Here is a 21,992-nt window from a genome sequence, read left to right on the forward strand (position 1 = left end):
GGTGTTTTATATATGTCTCAAATCGCTATGTCAGTCTAATCTGCGGTAGCTTTTTTTGTATCAATCAAATTTTTCCGGACGATAGAATGCACGGTTCTCAAGTGGGAATATACGATCTGTAAACTTCCCCTTGTCCGCCTGACCCGTATGCTTATCCATCATCATCATGCGTGCATCAATGTTGTCTATAAAGTGAAGTATTTCCGCTTCTTTGATCATAGGCTGCTTGGGTGAACCATATTCCAGCTTTCCATGATGACTCAAAATCAAATGTTTAAGAAGCATTACTTCTTCACCCTCGATATTCAACTCAGCGGCGACTTTGGTAATTTCGTCATTCGCAATGACAATATGTCCGATCAGGTTACCTTCTACTGTATATGTCGTTCCAATCGGACCGGTGAGTTCTTTCACTTTGCCGATATCATGTAATATGATCGAACTGTAAAGCAGGCTGCGGTTCAGTGACGGGTAGATATCACAGAGCGCTTCCGCTGTTTTCAGCATGTAGTGGACATGATATGCAAGCCCTGAAACGAAATCATGATGGTTCGTCATTGCAGCAGGGAACGTCAGAAACTCTTTTCTGTATTTGTTGAGGAGCTGACGGACTATTCTCTGCAGACTGCCATTTTCAATTTTAATCACATAGTCCATTATACTGTCATACAATGTATCTTCATCTATCGGTGCTTTTTCAACGAAGTCCTTGGCACTTAAACCATCTTCTTCTTTTGCTGTTCTAAAGGCGGATATCTTCATCTGCTTCTTGCTGCGATAATCGATGACATCGCCTTTGACTTTGATCAGTGCTTCCGGTTTAAGCACTTCCATATCCTCTTTCGAAACCGTCCATAGCTTGGCTTCAATCTCTCCTGTACGATCCTGGAGAAACAGAGTCATATAGGGCTTACCCTGAGCTGTCACACCCTGTTGGCTCCTCTTTATCAAATAGAAGGATTCCACACTGTCTCCCGGTTTCAGTTTTGAAATATTATTAATCAGATCCACCTCATTTCACTCTTTCTTTTAATTTTATCGTCTGTACCGATGGTATTGAATTATCCAGGTTACATGTAAAGAAAAGTACCTGATCTGTCACTTCATTACGTAAATATTCCATAATGATTTTCTTGCGTTCTTTATCAAAATGAACAAATGCATCATCGATGATGAGCGGCAGCTGATAATAGCCTTTTAATGCTTTAATCAGGCTGAGCCTCAAGCTGATGTATAACATTTCCTTAGTGGACTGTGACAGTTCCAGCGGATGGAAAAGCTGACCGTTGCTGTGAAGTACTTTTATACCATCCTCATCATATATGACATTGATGTATCGTCCTCTTGTCACACTTTCGAAAATTGACCGTGCTTCCTCTATAACAATAGGCAGACGTTCATCTTTGATTGCTTTAATATGTGTTTCAATCAATATGCGGATATAGTTGAGCGACATATATTCACGTGATAATTCCTGTATGGTATTTTTACGCATTTCATACATATGATTCAGCTCACTGAGCTTGCCGTCACTTTCTAAATTACTGATTTCAGAATTGAGCTCGGCAAGTACTTTTTGCTCATCCTGAATTTTTTGGTTGAACTCTTCGATCTGTCCGGAAATGTTCTCCTCTTCCTCTTTTAAATCAGCAAGCAGGAAGCGGGATAATTCATTTCTTGAATCATAATCAAAGTGTTCTTCATCCAATTTTACACTCAATTCCTTGAACTTTTCAATATTATCATGATACTCAGTATGTTTCCTGGCGTAATAGTAGTACTCTTCCTCATCTTCTGCGTCAACATATTCGAGTAGCTTTTCTATTTCAGTGTTTGAAACTGCAGTTCTTTCTGTCAGTACGTTGATTTCATTCTCCAACAGTTTAATCTGATCGTTCAACCTGTCGTAATGAGATTGGTTTTTGTACATTTTAGACACCGTACTCTTAATATCATAGAAAATTGAATTCTCTTCATATTGAATATTCATTGAAGCAATATCATTTTTAACTTCTGTTTTAAAATCCTGCAGTTCTTTTTTGATATTATCTGTCTCAAGCTTATGCCTGTTGATTTGATTTCTTTTCTGTTTAATCTCACGAATCGTGTGAATGGCATCCACGATATATTTGTTTTCAATATCAGGGTTTACCATCAGATTTTTCTTCACTCTGAGCAGATCAGTGTTGAGTGAGTCATGGAGCGTCTCTTTTACAGCAAGTGCATCTTTCATTTCTTCAAGTTTGACATTTGAAGAAATGCGCTTTGTTATCTGCGTTTTCAAATCCATTTTCAAATCTCTTGCATCATTGATATCAAAATCTACATCGTTGTTTCTTTTAATCGTATCAATGATATCTTCAAGTTCATGCACTTCTTTTTGATAATCTGTTTTAAGAGAGTCATCATCCTTCTGGTTGGTAAGCATCAGAAGCAGGAGTGTGACAATGCCGATAGCCACAAATACTCCACCCATCAGCCAGTTCGTAACAAATAAGTAATAAATGCCGATTAACAGCGCAATGACGCTGATACCAATTATTAAAATGGATTGTCCGCGTTTGACTCTGTTTCTTTCCCGTTTTTCCCGCTCATAATCTTTTTCGATGAGTTTGAACATTTTTTCTTTTTCTTTAAGCTCAAATTCGCGGTCTATTACCTCTTTTTTAATGCGCAGGCGTTCATCACTGATCTGTGAGTTTTCAAGGCGTTCTATATCTTGATCCAGCTGCTTTATATCTGTTTTAAGATGATCGATTTCCCTGACCAGGTATTGTTCCTCGAGGACCGCTTCATCAAGCTTTGAAAGCAATGTCTGGACTGACTCTTTGACAATGTTCGAATCATCCACATCGTCATGTTCTTCTCTCCAGCCGATATCTCTCTGGAGCTGGAGAATGTCATCTTCCAGGTTTTCGACAGCTGTATTCAGACGGGAAAGCTCCAGTTTTTTCTGTTTAATATCAGGTTCTCTTTTTTGAATCTTTTCCAGGCATCCAAGATGGCTTTTATCAGGGAGTTCAATCGCTGATATTTCATTCTTTAGAGATTTTAGTTTTTCTGTTCTTAAACCAATATCCTTCTGAATTTGCTGAACTTGATTTTTAAGCCCTTCGTAGCGCTCTATCCCTTGTTCCGGGAAGACGACCGGATCGATATTCAGCTTATCCTCCAGTGATTTCCACTCTTTTATCTCGGTATGATACATGACCTCTTTCATTTTTTGCTTACGAATGTTTTCAAGCTGAAACAAAGCATTCTTCTTGGCATTTAAACTTTCTTCAGTTTTAGCCTGATCATTGATCAGTACTTTGTATCGCTCTTCATTCTGTTCAAGATTTCTAATCTTTTCATTCACAGAAGCAATTTCTTCAATTTCCTGATTGACCTTGGGATTGATGCCGTTCTTCTTATAAATGGACTTGAGTTCATCATCTATTGCACTTAACATTTCATCATATTCATGTGAACCAAGTGCCCCTGCCCGCAGCAAGTATTCCTGAAGTTTGTCTTCAGTCATATTTTTATGAATATCCTGTAATCCCAGTACATCAAAAGAAAATATGGAACGATAGGTTTTCTTATCAATGAAGTTCAGCTTTTTAATCAGCCATTCTTCACTTCTTACAGTGCCGTCGTGGAAATAAATTTTCACATCGCCCTGCACTTTACCTTTAATACGCTCAATTTCCACCGGCCCTGGTTCATCAGGGAATTCAACCGTCAGTTTACCGCCATATAGGTTATGCATACGCGGTTCTCTTCTCGGCTCCTGCTCTTTTCTGGTAGGGAAACCGAAGAGTATTGAGTGGATAAAGGACTGCATTGTAGATTTACCCGCTTCATTCTCACCGAAGATCTGAACAAATTTCTGATTTGTGTTGATTTCAGTTTCGGTTATCTTTCCATAACCATATATATTAAGTGCTATGATTTTCATATACTCACTACTTCCTCATAAGCATTTTAAGACGTTCTTCGCCCTCATTGAGCAGCTCTTCCTGCTCCAATTCCTGAATAGGCAATAAGTAGCGGTTGAGCCTTGGGTCCATATACATTGAGTTCACTGCTTCCTTATATAATACATCATTAGAAGAATAACTCGCTTTAATATCATTTAACAGCGCAATACTGTCCTGATTCATATATTTAAGGTGCAGTCTGTCAATCCATACAAAATCCTTCAAGTCTCTTTCATCTTCTTTAAGAAGTTCAACAACCTCGTTGAAATCTGCATCCGGGATGCTTTCATCACCATCATGATAGAGAGTCAACTGGATAATCTGTTTTCCTTTTTCTCTGAGCCGGTGTTTAAATTCGACGATCGACTGATATAAATCCTGTTTATTCAGTGATGCCACATCCAGTGTGTATTCCGAGAATATAATATCCTGGACCGGTATGAACTGCCTCTCCAGATAGACATCATCACCCTGCACGAGCAGGAATCCTTTTTCGCCGTATTCATTTTTATGGCGTCCCTGAATATTTCCCGAATAATGAATCGGTGGTAAGTCACTCAGCTGCTCCCGTTGGTGGATATGGCCGAGTGCCCAGTAATGATACAGTTTCTGATTTAAATTTTCCAAATTAAACTCTGTGTATCTTTCCTGCTTATAACTGGCTTTTGAATATGTACCATGCAGGAGGCCGATATGGATGCCTTCATTCATCGTATTGACGGGATAATCATCCAGCTTATTCTCATAGGAATCATCCAGGAAATAACTGAAACCATGGAGGAATATCCTTTCGCCTTTTGAACTGATCATTTCGTACGTCTCTACATTTTCTTTAAACACCGTGACATTATCAGGCCAAAGAGTCTTGAACCCATCCGTCAAAGGATCGTGGTTGCCGTGTATGACATATGCAAAAATACCATTGTCCTTAAGTCTGTCGAATTGCCGCTTCATGAATATCTCGGATTTCAAAGTGCGGTTTGCTTTATCGAATACATCACCCGCTATAACTATGAAGTCCACTTTGTTTTCAATGGCGAAATCGATCATTCTTTCTACGCTTTTGTATGTGCTGTCCATCAATGCATCTAAAATGCCTGCTGGCATCTTTGTCCTGGACTTGAAAGGGCTGTCTAAATGCAAATCAGCACAGTGTATGAATTTGACCATTCGTCTCACCTGACTTTTCATAAAATCATTTATGTATAGTATACCAAAAAACAGAAAAGAAAGAGGCCTGTAAAAGACCTCTTTCCATATTAATTTTGGTTTTCTAAACCGTATAGCTCTTCAATTGGCTTCATAATTACTTTATTGAGATCCTGAATCAGCTGACTCATTTTCTGTTCTGCTTCCATCAATGATTTGATGTTTTCATCTTTTTCAATATCTTCAGCAGACTGTTGTGCTTTCTGTACTTCTTCTTCGAGGATTTCTTCACCCTGCATCTGCTTTTGCTGAAGGTTCATTTGAACTTCCCTGAATTCATCAAAAAGTGCTTTTGATTCAGGATTTTCATTGACCTTACCATAAAATTCCTTCATATTCTTAAATTCTTCGGATTCACGGAGTGCACTCTCAAGTGCATTCGCCTGATCGTATACGTTGACTGTCATTAGATTAAAACTCCTTTTACACAAGATATTACTACTTTAACACACTTGAGCCTGTTATAAAAAGGCTACGATCGTTCCTTGCACAATACCAATAATTCCACCCAATACAAACCCCAGTACCGTAATCATCCTGAACTCTTTATCTGCAATATCAAATACCAGTTTTTCGATATGGCTCAGTTCAAAACTGTCAATCTGTTTCTTTATTAACTGTGCAAGCTGAAGTTTCTCGAATATTTTACCTGTGTTCTTACCTAAATAATCAATAATGTTATCGAGCAGTTTATATTTGCCCCGCTCTTTAAACGATTCGAACATTTCCGGATTGAATTCGGCAATCGGGCGATCCAGGATCGCATCGATATTGATGCGATCCTTGAGAACATCAGCAACACTCACGGACAGTTTTTCCTTGTCCTTTACAGACAGCAGATCGCTGAGTTCGTATTCTTTAAGCCTGGTGTACTCATCCTGAATGATCCGGACTTGGATATCGGTCATTTTAGGATGGTGAAGCAGTTTGATTAATTCACGTCGAATACTTTCAACGATCGATTCTTTAGTCATGACATATTTTATGGACCGGGCAAGTCTCCCTCTGTTTTCTATAAATTCATCTGTCATTGTATATAAATCCTCATACCCTTTTTCGGATTCTATATATTCTTCGACTTTGCTGATAATCTGCGGCTGAAGCGCGTTCACTTTAACATCCATTGTTTTCATGGCATCCGGCGGGATTAAATCATGAATTTTCCTATAGTACAGCCTGTCCCCTTCAGCAGTTACCTTATCTTCGATTTCTCTGTTGAAGCTGTTCACAACTTTTTCGGAAAGCCCTTCACTCAGACGCTCCAGAAAATATCTCAATGATAACCTTTCACTTTCAATCGTATCAATCTGCCTATCTATAAACAGCATGATGAAATTTCGGGTTTCAGGACTCTGTATTTTTTTAATGAATACATCGGGGGTCAGGAGATGGCCAATAATAATGTCTCCGAGCTTGCCGGAGGCTTCTTCCCTTCTCCGGGGAATGACACCTGGAGTCAGTGGCAGCCTCCAGCCGAATAAATACTTTGCCTCATAAGGCTTAAACAGCATCTTGATGGCAATCATATTGGTCATGCCGCCAATGAGTGAACCGATGATGCCCATAAATGCAATCAATATAAAAACATTCAAAAGATAATCCCTCCTCGAATATTGTCATTATCCTACAAAAGTCTCTTCAGACAAAATAAAAGCACCTTTCGGCGCTTTTGCTAAATTATATTAAACTGGCTGCAAATCTGTTTGTCTTAAGAAGAATGTACGAATTTCACGCTCAATATATGAAGCATGAACTGGACGATTCATCGGATTGAGAACTCTGTAAATATTGTTGCTTTTATTGTACTGCAGAAGGAAACCATTTTTTCTTTCGATTTCTTCCCAGTACACCGCTTCTCCCTCATAGTTGGGATATACACAGTGACCTCTTGATATCACCTGTGCAAGCTCTAATGGATCTCCTCCGAAAGTATTTGTCAATACTTCACTCTCTCTGAACAGGGCACATAAAGAAATGCAGGTAGTCCAGTTTGGGAGAATGCGTTCTTTCTCTATTTGTACGAGCGTTTTCTTTGAAAGCCCGATGGTATGACTCATGGAGTCCTGCGTGTAACCCGCTTCAATCCTGACCATTTTGAACTTAGACTGTAGTATTTCAGTGAAAGTCTGTTTATCCATTTCTTTCTTCCTTTCATGTCTGCCTTTTATATTGTAATATTTCATTGCTATAATAATACACTTTTAATATAATAATATATTTCGACAGAAATTAAAAGGGGCATGTATCATTATTCACCAAGTGTTCATGATATGCCCCTCTTAACTATTCAATTAATATTGTCTGGTTAAGCCTTCGCTTCACCATTTTTTGCAGCCTGCTTTTCTTCCTTGACATCCTGCTGATGGTCAAGCACAGCCGCAATCGCTGCATCACCGGTAATATTTGTCATCGTTCTTGTCATATCAAGCAACCTGTCTATACCAATGATGATACCGATCGCTGCCGGATCGAGTCCAACCGCTGTAAGCACCATTGCAAGCATTACGAGACCGACACCCGGTACACCTGCTGTACCGATACTTGCGACTGTAGCTATGACGACTACAGTCACCATCTGCATAATTGTAAGGTCGATGCCGGAAAGCTGGGCGATGAACACTGTCGCAACACCCTGCATAATCGCCGTGCCGTCCATGTTGATTGTTGCACCGAGTGGCTGGACGAAACTTGAAATCCCTTTACGGATGTTAAGTCTTTTCTGAGCCGTCTCCAGTGAAATCGGCAAGACTGCACTGGATGAAGATGTACTGAATGCAACCCCCATCGCTGGTGCGAATTGTTTAATGAACCAGACGAAACTTTTCTTTGCCAAAAACTGCACCATTGAGCCGTATACTAATGCCATATGGATGAACAGTGCAAGAAGCACACAGATAAAGTACATGCCCAGCTGTTGTATTGCATCAAAACCTGCCTGTGTAAAGGCAGTTGCAACCAAGCCGAATGCGCCGATGGCTGCGAAATATTTCATGATCGCCATTACAATCCACATTACAATCTCATTCGCCTGTTCAAATAATTGCACGAGGCCGCCAATTTTGTCTTTAACCGAAATCATTGCAATACCGATGAATACTGCGAATGCGATAACCTGAAGCATGTTGTCCGTTGCCATCGCATTAAGAACATTGGTTGGTATTATATTGATGATTGTCTGATCAACCGTCTGCTCGATCGCTTGTCCGGTTTCCCCGCCTTCAAGTTCTGATGTCCGGTATTCGGAAACCTCCTCTGAATCCAGAAGGTCTGACTGGCCTACACCAGGATCCAAAACATTTGCCAGTGTCATAGCAATAGTAATCGCAATTGCAGTAGTCACCAGATAAAATCCAAGAGTTTTGATTCCAAGACTTCCCAGAGTTTTAGGATCCCCTACATTATAAACACCGAGAACGATGGAAATAAATACAATTGGAACTACCATCATGAAAATCATATTAAGAAACAATTGTCCGATTACATTAAATATGTATTGGTCGATCCATTGTACCCATCCTTGATCAGCCATCGGGCTGAGTATTGAGCCTACGGCTATACCTAAAATCAAGCCTATTACGATATACAGAGTCATTCTGTTACCGACTTTCATAAAATCCCCCCATAACTTTGAAAGTACTTGTCTTATTATAAGGCTATGAATTCATTTTTGTAAACTAATATTTTGTAACCGGTTACTCCCATGCTCCCATTGGCGAAATCAAAACTCTACGATATTGTATTTAATCGCATATATCACTGCCTGCGTCCTGTCTGAAACTTCTAATTTATTCAGTATATGGCTGACATGTGTCTTTACTGTTTTCTCGCTGACGAACAGGGCTTCTCCAATTTCTTTATTGGATTTCCCTTTAACTATTTCTTTCAGAACCTCTATTTCCCTTGCTGATAAGACATTTTTTTCATGCGGCATATCCCCTTCCCGGTCGATCACTTCCAAAATGTCCGGGTGGATCACTTTTTCCCCTTCTATGACATTTTTGATAGATTCGATCAGTTCTTCTGCTTCCATCTCTTTAATGATGTAGCCATCGGCATGAGCGGCAAAAACCGGACGGATATACTCTTCGCTGGTATAACTGGATAGAACCAGCACTTTAATATTTGGAAATTCCGACTTGATTCGCCGAGTGACTTCTATGCCATCCATTTCCGGCATTACGAGATCCAGCAATACAAGGTCTATCTCCTGATGGTTAGCGGATAAATAATCCAGGGTTTCCGCGCCTGTGCCGAAATCTTCCACTACTCTGATATCTTCTGTAGTAGAAAGTAAAAATTTCATTCCCTCACGCACAATATGGTGGTCGTCCGTCATTATAATTTTATACATATCATTACTCCCCTATCGGTACGATTACTTTTACAGTCGTGCCATTACCTTTTTGTGATTGTATATCCAAAATGCCTCCGAGTTTTTTAACCCGGTCTTTCATATTCCCGAGACCATAGCTGTACCCACTTTTTTCTTTCTGATCGAAGCCGATGCCATCATCCATGATATGAATTTCAAGTTCATCAGCCTTCGATCGGATTACAATCTCAGCTTTTGCCGAACCTGAGTGTTTCCTGACGTTGTTCAGTCCTTCCTGCATCACTCTGTAGAGCCCCACTTCAACGTTATCCGGAACATCATAGAAGCCGGACACCGTCACTTCGAGTTCTATGCCAAGCAAGTCTGCATATTTCTCTATTGCATCGATGATGCCTTTTTCCAGACCGATCGGCTTCAGCTGCCAGATCAACGCCTTCATTTCCTTCATGGCATGCTTCGAAGTATTTTCTATGGAATCGAAGGCATCGGACAATTTTTCTTTATTGTCCAGAGTTTTTGCAGCATGCGAAGTGATGCCGATTGAGAAAAGCATCTGATTGACGGAATCGTGCAGATCACGTGCCAGACGCTGACGCTCCATTATAATCATGTTTTCCTGTTCCTGTGCATTGAGTTCAATCCGTTTTAAAGTCGATCCTATCTGGAACGCAACGGATTCCAGCAGATCCAGTTCATCTTTTGCAAACTGTTCTGTATAGGGGCTGGCGATATTCAAAAGCCCGAATGATTCGTCCCCGGAAATGAGCGGTACAGTCGCATGATGGGTAATATTGTTGTTTTCATCCGGATATTCCATTCTTGCTTTCTCGAGACGGGAACAGACGAATATATTCGTTGCCCGCTCAAGCTCTTTGTTGTTATATTTATTGACACACCAGCATTTGCCTTCGCAAAGATGATGATACCCTTCTTTTTCAAGCGAAGGCGGCAGCTGATAGTGCGCTTTTAATTCCGGGTTTCCTTCATTATCTATGAAGAATATCCAGCCGGTTTCAAAATCCGAATGGTCGATCAGCAGCCGGAGTGCACCGTCTATCATCGTATTTCTATCGGTTTCTTCGTTTAGAAATTCAGCAATGTCTTTTAGGAGCTGCAGTTTACTTTTCATGGGACACTTCACCTTCTAACATTTAAAGTTAATCATTTTGTAAAATTCTTGTCACCCACTAAACAACCGCTTCTTTTATAATGGTATAGTATGACTTATAAACTAACATGGGACAGGAGGTTTCAGATGGACCGCAGGAAATTATACTTACAGTTGCTGTTCCTCACATCTCTCTTTGCAACATTGGGATCGCTCTACTTCAGCGAGATCAGACAATATGTTCCCTGTGAATTTTGCTGGTATCAGCGGATTCTCATGTATCCTATCGTCATCATTTCCCTTATCGGTCTCGTAAGGAATGACTTTGGTGCAAAATATTATATCCGTGTCTTCAGTATACTCGGTGTTATTATGGCAGGATATCATTATGCGCTCCAGAAAGTCAGTTTTCTGGGAAACGGCATGGCTGCGTGTGAAGGTGTATCATGCACAGTTCAATATATAAACTGGTTGGGTTTTATAACAATTCCTCTCCTGTCACTCACAGCATTTTCGATTATATTGATTTTAACATTTTTGATTAAAAAAGATTAAAGAGGAGAATTAAAATGGGAAACAAAGTATTTTACGGCGTCATCGCTTTAGTGATTATTGTATTTATCGGGATATTTATTTTTATGAATAATTCCTCAAACGACCCGGAAAACCTCAGTGATTCCGGATATTATCCATACACTGACAAAAACCCGGACGAATTGAGTGGGGCAACGATCGACAAGCTGGATAATGAAGACTACCACCACAACAAAACATTGGATGAAGTGAATGAGATCGTCAGTGCCGGCGAAGGTGAATTTGTATACTTCTGGAGCCCGACATGTTCCCACTGTGAAGCGGCCACACCATTCCTGATGGATGCTTTCAATTCGACGGGGGAAGAAGTGACTCAGCTTAATATCCTCGAGTACGAACCGGCATGGCAGGAATACCAGATTGAAGCCACTCCTACTCTTGTGTACTTCGAAAACGGTGAAGAAGTTGACCGTTTCGCCGGTAACCCCGGAAACTCTGAGGACTACGAGTCATTCATCAATGCAATGACTGGAGAGGAATAAATGAAATTTACAGTAAATGAACGTTTCGATTCGATGACATTGGAAGATATGCTGAAAGAATTGCATGTTCCAAAAAAAGAGCTGCACCTTTTAAGAATGTCCAAAGACATTGAAATCAACGATGAGAAAATGCCACTCAACAGTGTAATTGCTGCAGGCGACAAAGTAGTCCTGCCCGATGATTATAGCCCGAGCAACTACAAACCCAGCTACAGAACATGCGACATTTTGTTCGAAGATAGATATTTGGCAGTTTTATTTAAGCCAAGAGGCGTAAAAACACATCCGAATGAGATGCATGAAACGAACACTTTGATGAATCATGCCATCTATACGCTGGACACCCCCTACCTGGAGCCTGTCCATAGATTGGACCAGGAAACAAAAGGAGTACTTTTAGTAGCAAAGCATCCACTTGTTAAAAAGATTCTTGATCATATGCTTGCTGAAAGGGAAATAAAGCGTACTTACATTGCCCGTGTGGACACTAAGAAGCTGATTGATAAGCAGACAATTAATCTGCCCATTGCTAAAGATCCCAGAGAACGTAATAAATATCATGTTACGGATAAAGGAAAGCCGGCTGTCACTCATATTTTGAACTCCAAAGTAACCCAGGATTACTGCGAACTGGAAATTGATCTTGAAACCGGAAGAACACACCAGATCAGAGTGCATCTTGAACATATCGGCCTGCCTGTAATGGGAGATACATTATATGGTCGCGCCACACTCCGCGATCTTCAGCTATTCAGTTACAAAATTGAATTCAATCATCCAATAACACAGAAAAATATTAATGTTGAACTGGATAAAGACACGCTATAGCAAAAAGGCAGATCATCTGATCTGCCTTTTTTATACGTGTACCTTTAAGTTTTCTATTACATTTTTAAGTAATCGTTCCCCATCAACGGAGCCAATTGATTCCGGATGGAACTGAACCCCCTCAAGAGGCAGCTCTCTGTGTCTGATTCCCATAATCTCACCGTTTTCATTTTCTGAAGTCACTTCGAAACAGTCCGGCAATGTTGCTCTGTCCACAACGAGTGAATGATAATTCATCACTTCAGAGCCCTGCGGGATATCCGAGTAAATACCTGAATTATTATGGTAGAGTTCAGATGTTTTCCCGTGCATCAGCTGCTGTGTTTTAACAATTTCACCACCGGATGCATAAGCGATGGCCTGGTGGCCGAGACACACACCAAATATAGGGATGATCCCTTTAAACTTTTCTATGACTTCGAGCGTGATTCCAGTCTGTTTCGGAGTACGCGGACCCGGTGACAGAAATATCAAATCCGGCTTTAATGCCTCAATTTCGGTCAGGCGTACTTCATCATTTCTTCTGACGGTTATCTCTTCTCCAAGTTCTCCCAGAAACTGGACGATATTGAAAGTAAAGGAGTCGTAGTGATCAATCATATATATCATGGAAACCCTCCTCAGGAATTTAAAATCGGTTCTTTTTCTTCAAATATCAGTTCAGTCAGATGGACTGTCTTCTCGAGGGCGCTCGCTTTATTAATCGTTTCCTGATACTCGGACTCCGGATCAGAGTCTGCAACAACACCCGCGCCTGCCTGGATGTAAAGGTCATTCCCTGTTAACGTCATTGTACGTATTGTTATGCACGAATCCATATTGCCATCGAAACCGAGATATAAAATACTCCCCCCGTAGAGATTTCTCGGTGTCGGCTCGAGCTCTCTCAATATTTGCATGGCCCTTACTTTAGGCGCGCCTGAGAGAGTGCCTGCCGGGAAGGATGAGATGAATGCATCTATCGGCGAAACTTCTTTCCTCAAGTCTCCATTCACCTTACTGATGATATGCATTACTTTTGAGAATCTGCCAATGGTCATATAATCACTCACTTCAACAGAGCCATATTCGGATACCCGGCCAATATCATTTCTTGCCAGATCGACAAGCATGCGGTGTTCTGCAATTTCTTTCTCATCATTGAGCAGTTCTTCTGCCAGTCTGTCATCGTCTTCTTTTGTTTCTCCACGCTTCCGTGTACCGGCGATAGGATGTATTTCGAGCCTTCCATCCTGAACCTGCAGCTGCCTTTCTGGAGAACTTCCGATCACTTCGACATTATTGAACTTCAAATAGTACATATAGGGTGAGGGATTTACATTCCTTAAAACCCTGTATAATTCAAATCCGCTTCTTTTCGTTTCGGTATGGAACCTTTGGGAAAGCACTGCCTGAAGAATGTCGCCATCTTTTATATATTCTTTTATTTTTCTGACATCATCTTTAAACTTATCTTTTTCATAATTGCTTTCCATCTTTTCGGCAGGACTTTCATACATATCCACCGGCATCATAAGATCGGATAATTCACTGTTTTTAACCAGCCGGTCTCTGACATGCTGGATATGATGATTTGCCCTGTCATAAATTTGCCGGATGGAATCATGCTGATTGATCCTCGCAAAAGTCAATATGGATATCTTTTTTGTCCGGTGGTTATATGCAAGCAGTGTCTGGCAGAACAAAAGATGATAATTTGCTAATTTTTTATCTGTCTCGATTGCCTTTGGCACCGGTTCATAGTCGGAAATAGCATCATAACTGATGTAGCCGACGCCTCCCCCTTTAAACGGAATATCGATATCGGGTATTTTCACATTCAATTTAGAGAGCACTGCATCAAATGCCTCTTTGAATGACTCCGCTTTTGTTTTAAAACCATTTTGCAAATCTTTGATGACAAATTCGCTGTTAACTTCTTCTATATCAATCATGGGGTTTATACCAATAAATGAGAAGTTGGACCACGGGGACTCGGGTTCCTGGCTTTCCAGCATATAGACGGCTTCGTTCTTCAAAGCATGAAACATATGGACCGGTGTCAGTACATCGGTATAAAAGGATTGTACCACCGGCACTGTGCGGTAAGTTTCCGCATCATTTAAAAACTCTTTATACGTGGTCATCTCATCACCTCATTTATTTTATTCAAAACATATGTGAATAGTCTATACAATTCAGAAAACAAAGTCAAACAACACAAAAAAGCCAAAGCTTCAGAACTTTGGCTTTTATGCAATTATTATTTTCTCTTTTTAAAACGGTTTTTGACTTTCAGCAGCAATTGATTTTCTTTTTGTACTTGCTGTTCCCGTCCGTAACTTTCGGCACGTCTCATCAGCTCATCCTGTGCGCTGATCGCTTCATAAGAATTCTCTACATATTCATACGTTCCGTCAGATTTTTGTTCTCTGGCTTTAATATTATCCATAAGATAAAGTCTGTTGATGGATTTTATTTCTTTCACGATTTGCGGGTCGTTGATTGGGAACAGTATTTCTACACGTTTGATCATGTTCCTTGTCATCATGTCTGCAGATGACAGATACATTTTTTCTTCCCCGTTATGATAGAAATAATATATCCTTGAGTGTTCCAGGAAACGTCCTACAATGCTGATTACACGGATATTGTCGCTGACCCCTTCGATACCGGGTTTTAAACAACAGATGCCTCTGATTACAAGATCAACTTTTACACCTTCCTGGGAAGCCTGCAATAATTTGTTGATCACTTTTTTATCTGTTAATGAATTCATCTTGGCAAAGATATATCCATTTCCGTGTTCCTTATGATGCCCGATCTCTGTATCAATGGATTCCCCGAACAAATCACGTATTTCAAACGGTGCTACATGCAGCGCATTATATTCCGGTTTGAGTGAATAACCACTCAGGTAATTAAAGAAATTGATTGCATCAATACCGATTTCCGGGTTTGTTGTAATGATTCCCATATCAGTGTATTGCTTCGCTGTGGAGTCATTATAGTTACCTGTCCCCAAATGGACATATCTCACTATTTTCCCCTTCACCCTTTTAACAACCAGGGTGATCTTACTGTGTGTCTTAAGGTAGTGCATGCCATAAATCACGTGACACCCTGCATCTTCAAGTTCTTTTGCCCACTGGACATTATTCTCTTCATCAAAACGCGCTTTCAGCTCTACGAGCACCGTCACCTGCTTATTGTTCTCAGCTGCAAGTTTTAAAGCCTCGATGATCGGAGAATCACTGGAAACCCGGTATAATGTCTGTTTTATCGCCAGGACATCCGGATCCTCAGCCGCTTCTTTCATGAAGTCCACAATGGGCTCGAAGCTCTCAAACGGATGGTGGAAGAATATATCTTCTTCCAATGCTTTATCATAAATATTTTCTGAACCAAGGAATTTGGGTTCCTGCGGCACAAACGGCTGATATACCAGATGAGGCAGCTGTTCCTTGAGTTTTGAACACAATTCAAAAAGGAACGTTAAATCCAATGGTCCATCATATTTATATATATCCTCTTCATGCAGATCAAGTTCATGCTTCAGGAATGAGCCATTGATTGTATGATTTTTACTGATATCAATTTCCAGTCTTACTGCCGCGCCTCTCGTACGCTCTTTGAGGAAACGCTCGATTTCAATCAGCAGATCCGCTGCACCCTCTTCATGAATCGTCAAATCAGCGTTTCTGGTAATACGGAATGGAAAAGTTCTGTCAATCCGATATCCTGTGAACAATTTCTCAATATGAGTTTCGATGATATCTTCAGTAAGAATATAGTAGGTATTCACACCATCCTTCATCTCATAAAACCGTTTAATTACCGTCGGCAGTTGTACAATTGCCGTCTGATCACCGAGATCGTTGGATAGGTCAACAAATATATTGATCTTTTTATTCTTCAGTTTCGGGAACGGACGATATGCATCAATGCCGAGTGGTGTAAGTGACGGATAAATTTCCGTATCAAATAAATCCTCAAGTTTTTCCTGCATGGACTGCGGAAGTTCATGAGGGTGTTTAAAATAAATATTATATCTTTCCAATTCACCCATCAGCTTATGGTAATACTCATATTGCACCCGGGAATTCTCCCTGTTTAACTTACCAATCCCCTCTAACTGCTGCCTTGGAGTCAGCTGGGTTTTAGTATCCGGCTCGTGATAGTTCATTTTCACCTGGTCTTTCAGACCGGCTACACGCACCATGATGAATTCATCGAGATTTGAACTGGTGATTGCTAGAAATTTGAGTCGTTCCAGAAGAGGATTATTCGGGTCAATCGCTTCCTGAACCACTCTATAGTTAAACATGAGCCAGCTCAGCTCTCTATTGTTATAGTATTTTTGATCGTTTAATCTGTAAGCCATCACAATCCTCCCCTTTGATATTATACAGCTTGAATATTAAATTTCTGTAAATTTTATCACCATATCTTCATCAATCATTTTTTCAATATGTTTTTTTTGACGGTTTGCCTGGTACTCCTCGGCAATCGGATCTCCTTTATATTGGACCGTAAGCACCATTTCATCGTCTTCTTCTTCAAGATACAATTCTTTCACTACGCCGGTGTCGGAGACGTTCAAAGCATTGGCAAATTTCAGTATGCTTCCGAGCTCCAGGATATCTTCGAGTTCATCGTCATCGAACCAATCTGTCTCGTCTGCATAAAATTTAAGCAGTGTCTTATTTTTAAAACTGGCCATAAGTGCGATTTTGACCCTGTCCCGGTGGGTGATGCCGTTGATGTTGCTGTTGGAGATCAGGTAATACGTATGCTGACTCGTTGCATCACGATCGATAAAATCACCCAGATAGAATAGAGAGGCGGCATTCTTCATCAAATTTTTCTCATGTTTTTCAAAATCAGTGAATTCATGCTTTTCCAGCTCATGAAAGAGTCTTTCTGCAAGCTCGGTCCTGCGTTTTGCAGCAGAAGGTTTTATCTTGAAATCATTTGCCAATTCAATCAGGGAATCATTAAAAACCTCGTGTTTATCAAAAGCTGCAGGATAATCCTTGGAGATGATTGAAATTGCCATACCTTCCCGTATCCCTTTTCTGCTGAATTTGAACTCATCCGCCTTAACAACGTTATAGATCGTCCTGAATACTATGGTACTCGGCAAAATGATATCGCTGCGGTCTTTACTCAAACCATCAATATCATCCAGATCGCTTCCTTTAGTATTTTTTAATAAGCTGTATACCTCTTTAAGGTCTCCGCTCGTCATGGAATAACCATGCACGCCCGCTATGGGATAATTCGTAGAAGACTGATGAATTCTGGCTATGTTACGGGCACTCCCCCCGATTGCCAAAATCGGGACTTTTCTCTTCGCAAGCCATTTGACACTTTTCAGCTGTTCTTTTACATATTTTTCTGTTTCTGAGATGGCTTTCTTATCATTATGATCTTTACCATCAAAAAACATCGATTTCAATGTAACGACACCGAAAGGCAGGCTTATCGAATGTATAAGCTCTTTATCTTCAAAATAAGTGAGTTCGGTACTTCCTCCACCGATATCAATGGTAACAGCATCGGTATTACTGATTGTGTGTACAACTGCGTGATATCCGTAGTATGCTTCTTCACTGCCGCTGATGACTTTGATTTTCATGCCGACTTCCGCTTCCACCCGTTCCAGAATTTCATCAACGTTGACCGATTGTCTAATCGCTGCAGTCGCAACCGGGTAGATGTCATTAACTTCATACTTCTCGGCAATCTGTCTGAAGCTGTTTAAAATGGAGATGAGGTTTTCAATCCCTTCATCTTCCATTTCATTGTCTTCATTTAAAAATCTCGCCAAACGGGCTGGCGCTTTAATATTTTGCAGTTCTTTTAATCCTGTGTTTTCGTCATATTCAAACAGAACAAGACGAATTGTATTCGAACCAATATCCACTAAACCAATTCGTTTCATAGAATACTCCTTAGTTTTTAGATTGAATCATATCTTCAGGCTTAATCCACTCATCAAACTGGTCTTCAGTTAACAGACCGGATTCAATTGCCGATTCTTTCAGAGTAAGCCCTTTTTCGTGTGCATTTTTTGCAATTTTAGCAGCATTTTCATAACCGATATGCGGGTTAAGTGCAGTAACAAGCATGAGAGAGTTGTTTAAGAAGCGCTCAATGTTCTCTTCGATCGGTTCGATACCTACGGCACACTTATCATTGAATGTCTGCATACCGTCTGCAAGGAGGTAAATAGACTGTAACGTATTATAGAAAATCACAGGTTTAAACACGTTCAGTTCAAAGTTACCCTGGGAAGCTGCGAATCCAACTGTTGCGTCGTTGCCGAATACCTGCGTAGCAACCATAGTCAGCATTTCAGACTGGGTCGGATTGACTTTGCCCGGCATGATTGAAGAGCCCGGTTCATTTGCCGGAATTTCAATTTCAGCAATACCTGCTCTTGGTCCTGATGACAGCCATCTTACATCATTTGCAATCTTCATCAAGTCAGCAGCGAGAGCTTTCAGGGCACCATGGAGATAAACAACTTCGTCGTGTGCAGTCAATGCATGGAACTTGTTTGGAGAAGATACGAAATCATATCCCGTCTGATTGGAAATCTCTTTGGCCACTCTATCGCCAAATTCGGGATGTGCATTTATACCCGTACCTACAGCCGTGCCGCCAATAGCCAGGTTTTTAAGCTGCTGTTTGGATTCGTCAATCAGTGTTTCACATTTCTCAAGCATATACTTCCAACCGCTTATTTCCTGGCCAAGTGTCAGTGGTGTAGCATCTTGCAGATGCGTTCTGCCGATTTTAATAATATCCTGGAATTTATCTTCTTTTTCCTGGAATGTTTCTTTCAGCACACCGAGCGCCGGCACTAATTGCTCTTCAACAGATTGATAAAGTGCTACATGCATTGCAGTGGGATAAGTATCATTTGAGCTCTGGGATTTGTTCACATCATCATTTGGATGTACTTTCTCCTCAATCCCTTTTTCAGTCAAATATTCATTTGCAACGTAACTTACCACTTCGTTCACGTTCATGTTACTCTGCGTTCCACTGCCTGTCTGCCAGACAACAAGCGGGAAGTGTTCATCAAGTTCTCTTGCAATGACTCTATCGCATGCATAAATAATCGCAGCTTTTTTATCATCGGAAAGTTTTCCTAATGCATTGTTGGATACTGCGGCAGCTTTCTTCAGATGAGCAAACGCAACAATTACTTCCATAGGCATCTTCTCTTTACCTACCGGGAAGTTCTGTCTGCTTCGTTCTGTTTGTGCTGCCCAATATTTTTCACTTGGAACCTTGATTTCACCGATAGTATCTTTTTCAATTCTGTATGACAATTAAAAAACCTCCTGAAAAATTAGTATTCATAGAATATTTTATACTAATTTCCAGGAGGATTCATCTGTTATTGACGTTTTTCATTTTCTTCCGGGCCTAATCCGTGTGATTCATCGTCTGAAGAATCGATTGGATAATCCTCATTTTGGGAAATCTGTTCCATTTCTTTCCCCAGAGCTTTGACATCTTCCATGTCTTCAGTCATTTCATTAGAATCCGGTTCAGCATCTTTTCTATGGTCAAAATCATTATCTTTTTTCACGGTCGTCACCTTTTCTAAGCAAACTCTGAAGTGTAATAATCAACAATGTCCTGATCCAGTTCTGCAGCTGCTTCATTATCGAGTACGACAGTCACCATTCTGTGTTGTTTGACCCGGCCGAATGCTTCCTTGTCATTTTCCTCGGCATTATAAAGCTCTCTGACTGCTTTTGCTTTATCTTTTCCCGTAGCTATGAGTATCAGCTCTCTGGCATCGAATAAATTGTCATTGCTGTCTGAGTCAGCATATCCTATCTTGCCATCCGCGCCGATGGTTAGAAACGCAAGATTCACCTGCTTTTTACTGCCCAGCACATCTTTCAGAGTTTCTGGTGTGCCTTCAGTCCTGAGCTGGTTGTCCGGAATATCCAGTTTTTTAAAGATATCAGCATTCCCTTCATTCCCGACTCCTACCAGATAGATCTGGGAAAAATCGGCTGGATGCTGTTTGGCTTCTCCGACAAATTTTTCATATGTCCAATCCAAATCTTCATCGAGTTCTACAGCCATGATGCTTGTGGGATTATTATGAACTTGTTTCCTTAAAACATCAGCCGAATATATGCTGAGTAATTCTTTGTCCTTGTAGATTTTGAAATTCATAGCCATGATGATTCCTCCTAATTTTCTCACTGTTAATCCTATTGTACCCTTATCGATACTATTTCTAACATTGAACTACTCGGCACTAAAGTACCGAGACTCCTAAGTTATTTGCCCTAACGGGCAAAAATTTATTAGGCTATCCCCGTAGTCCCTACGGTTAAGATACGAATGGCTTCGTTTCGAAGATTAATCCCTGCGTTAATATCTCTGTTGTGGTGCCTGTTGAATGCCGGGCAATCCCATTCACGCAGGGCAAGGTTTTTAACGGCTTTGTGTTTGTGACCACAATTTGAACAGAGTTGGCTGGAAGCGAAGTTTTTGGCGACAACCACAACTTTTTTGCCATACCATTCTGCTTTGTATTCCAACATCGATCTGAATTGAGACCACGATACTTCGCTAATGACTTTTGCTAGATTCCGATTCTTTAACATGTTCGACACCTGCAAGTCTTCAATTCCGATAATGTCGTGGTTTTTGACAATCTCGGAAGAGATTTTATGCAAGTAATCGGTTCGTGCATGGACGATACGTTCATGAATGCGGGCAACTTTGATTTTCTGCTTCTGATAATTTCTCGCATCAACCAGCGGACATTTACGATTTATTGCTTGTCTTTTCTTCGAGACAGGATTTTCTGTTCCTTGGCTAATTTCTTTTCCATCTTGCGGAAATATTTCGGATTCTCATATACCGTTCCATCTGACAGAATCGCAAACTCTTTCAGCCCGACATCGACACCGATAGAAGAACCCGTTTTAGGATTATGGTGTACCTCGACTTCTGCTAGGAGCGAAACAAAATACTTCCCGCTCGGTTTGCGTGAGACTGTAGCGTTGATGATTCGCCCGTTGATTTCTTGACTATTGGCGAAACGAACGCGTCCGAGTTTAGGGAGTTTTACTTTATCTCCGACAACAGCGATATTGGCATTTGTCTGTTTTGTTGTATAAGACTGCACATCGTTCTTCTTCGACTTGAAACGAGGTGCTTTATTCTGCTTTTTGAAAAACCGCTTAAAGGAGTCGTCTAAGTTTTTTAATGCAGACTGCAAAGAAATACTATCTACTTCTTTTAACCAATCATTCTCTTTCTTTAATTGAGTTAATTGAGAAGCGCAAGAATTGTAAGTCAATCCTTTGCCTGTATCTTTGTAAGCAATATTCCATTTATCTGAAAATGATTGAAGACAAAACGACTGCAACCCATGGTTTTCGCAATCAAAACTGCTTGTTCTTTTGTAGGATATAAGCGAAATTTAAAGGCTTTGTGCCGCAACATTG

The 21,992-nt window shown here is 40.5% G+C and carries 19 protein-coding genes and 1 pseudogene; 3 read left to right on the forward strand and 17 right to left on the reverse strand.

The features are described from left to right. Positions 1–60: 60 nt before the first annotated feature. The 9 genes from yhaM to ACKRAT_RS09715 form a co-directional block, all read right to left on the reverse strand. The gene (gene yhaM / locus ACKRAT_RS09675; RefSeq protein ID WP_411844440.1) at positions 61–1,002 is read right to left on the reverse strand and encodes a 3'-5' exoribonuclease YhaM; all 942 of its coding nucleotides are present in this window, start codon (positions 1,000–1,002) and stop codon (positions 61–63) included. Between the two features lie 10 nt (positions 1,003–1,012). After that, positions 1,013–3,940 (reverse strand): AAA family ATPase, encoded by a 2,928-nt coding sequence (locus ACKRAT_RS09680; protein ID WP_411842236.1) that lies wholly within the window; start codon positions 3,938–3,940, stop codon positions 1,013–1,015. A 7-nt stretch (positions 3,941–3,947) separates the two neighbouring features. After that, complete coding sequence (locus tag ACKRAT_RS09685) at positions 3,948–5,132, reverse strand: metallophosphoesterase family protein (protein WP_411842237.1); 1,185 nt, start codon at positions 5,130–5,132, stop codon at positions 3,948–3,950. 89 nt (positions 5,133–5,221) lie between these two features. Continuing rightward, complete coding sequence (locus ACKRAT_RS09690; protein WP_411842238.1) at positions 5,222–5,578, reverse strand: YlbF family regulator; 357 nt, start codon at positions 5,576–5,578, stop codon at positions 5,222–5,224. Positions 5,579–5,632: 54 nt separating this feature from the next. Then, positions 5,633–6,763 carry a DUF445 domain-containing protein gene (locus ACKRAT_RS09695; protein WP_411842239.1) on the reverse strand — a complete coding sequence of 377 codons (1,131 nt, stop codon included), beginning with the start codon at positions 6,761–6,763 and terminating at the stop codon, positions 5,633–5,635. Between the two features lie 90 nt (positions 6,764–6,853). Continuing rightward, positions 6,854–7,309 carry a helix-turn-helix transcriptional regulator gene (locus tag ACKRAT_RS09700; protein ID WP_411842240.1) on the reverse strand — a complete coding sequence of 152 codons (456 nt, stop codon included), beginning with the start codon at positions 7,307–7,309 and terminating at the stop codon, positions 6,854–6,856. Between the two features lie 167 nt (positions 7,310–7,476). After that, positions 7,477–8,781, reverse strand: a complete 1,305-nt coding sequence (locus ACKRAT_RS09705; RefSeq protein ID WP_411842241.1) for a dicarboxylate/amino acid:cation symporter — start codon at positions 8,779–8,781, stop codon at positions 7,477–7,479. A 108-nt stretch (positions 8,782–8,889) separates the two neighbouring features. Then, entirely contained in the window at positions 8,890–9,522 is a 633-nt protein-coding gene (locus tag ACKRAT_RS09710; RefSeq protein ID WP_411842242.1) for a response regulator, read from the reverse strand. A 4-nt stretch (positions 9,523–9,526) separates the two neighbouring features. Further along, positions 9,527–10,633 carry a GAF domain-containing sensor histidine kinase gene (locus tag ACKRAT_RS09715; RefSeq protein WP_411842243.1) on the reverse strand — a complete coding sequence of 369 codons (1,107 nt, stop codon included), beginning with the start codon at positions 10,631–10,633 and terminating at the stop codon, positions 9,527–9,529. A gap of 126 nt (positions 10,634–10,759) precedes the next feature. Here ACKRAT_RS09715 and ACKRAT_RS09720 point away from each other — a divergent pair, with 126 nt between their 5' ends. From ACKRAT_RS09720 to ACKRAT_RS09730, 3 genes are read left to right on the forward strand one after another with little or no spacing between them, the layout of a single operon-like run. Continuing rightward, entirely contained in the window at positions 10,760–11,167 is a 408-nt protein-coding gene (locus tag ACKRAT_RS09720; protein ID WP_411842244.1) for a disulfide oxidoreductase, read from the forward strand. A gap of 14 nt (positions 11,168–11,181) precedes the next feature. Continuing rightward, a complete protein-coding gene (locus ACKRAT_RS09725) occupies positions 11,182–11,688 on the forward strand; it encodes a thioredoxin family protein (protein WP_411842245.1) in 507 nt (168 codons plus the stop codon). Next, positions 11,689–12,516: an RluA family pseudouridine synthase gene (locus ACKRAT_RS09730; RefSeq protein ID WP_411842246.1), complete on the forward strand. Its 828-nt coding sequence runs from the start codon at positions 11,689–11,691 to the stop codon at positions 12,514–12,516. A 30-nt stretch (positions 12,517–12,546) separates the two neighbouring features. Here ACKRAT_RS09730 and ACKRAT_RS09735 read toward each other — a convergent pair whose 3' ends face one another. From ACKRAT_RS09735 to tnpB, 8 genes and pseudogenes are all read right to left on the reverse strand, one after another. Continuing rightward, positions 12,547–13,125, reverse strand: a complete 579-nt coding sequence (locus tag ACKRAT_RS09735; protein WP_411842247.1) for an anthranilate synthase component II — start codon at positions 13,123–13,125, stop codon at positions 12,547–12,549. Positions 13,126–13,136: 11 nt separating this feature from the next. Continuing rightward, entirely contained in the window at positions 13,137–14,642 is a 1,506-nt protein-coding gene (gene trpE / locus ACKRAT_RS09740) for an anthranilate synthase component I (RefSeq protein ID WP_411842248.1), read from the reverse strand. A 116-nt stretch (positions 14,643–14,758) separates the two neighbouring features. After that, a complete protein-coding gene (locus ACKRAT_RS09745) occupies positions 14,759–16,879 on the reverse strand; it encodes an RNA degradosome polyphosphate kinase (RefSeq protein ID WP_411842249.1) in 2,121 nt (706 codons plus the stop codon). A 36-nt stretch (positions 16,880–16,915) separates the two neighbouring features. Beyond that, on the reverse strand, positions 16,916–18,442 hold the full coding sequence (ppx, locus tag ACKRAT_RS09750; protein WP_411842250.1) for an exopolyphosphatase: 1,527 nt from the start codon (positions 18,440–18,442) through the stop codon (positions 16,916–16,918). Between the two features lie 10 nt (positions 18,443–18,452). After that, positions 18,453–19,841, reverse strand: a complete 1,389-nt coding sequence (gene fumC / locus ACKRAT_RS09755; protein ID WP_411842251.1) for a class II fumarate hydratase — start codon at positions 19,839–19,841, stop codon at positions 18,453–18,455. A 68-nt stretch (positions 19,842–19,909) separates the two neighbouring features. After that, positions 19,910–20,104, reverse strand: coding sequence for an SAS053 family DNA gyrase inhibitor (locus tag ACKRAT_RS09760; RefSeq protein WP_411842252.1), 195 nt, complete (start codon positions 20,102–20,104; stop codon positions 19,910–19,912). Positions 20,105–20,118: 14 nt separating this feature from the next. Continuing rightward, positions 20,119–20,712 (reverse strand): 6-phosphogluconolactonase, encoded by a 594-nt coding sequence (locus ACKRAT_RS09765; RefSeq protein ID WP_411842253.1) that lies wholly within the window; start codon positions 20,710–20,712, stop codon positions 20,119–20,121. Positions 20,713–20,840: 128 nt separating this feature from the next. Then, positions 20,841–21,990, reverse strand: a pseudogene (tnpB, locus tag ACKRAT_RS09770) (IS200/IS605 family element RNA-guided endonuclease TnpB). Positions 21,991–21,992: the final 2 nt, after the last annotated feature.

Origin of the sequence: Salinicoccus sp. HZC-1, from assembly GCF_046736035.1 — a bacterium.
Taxonomy (GTDB): Bacteria; Bacillota; Bacilli; order Staphylococcales; family Salinicoccaceae; genus Salinicoccus.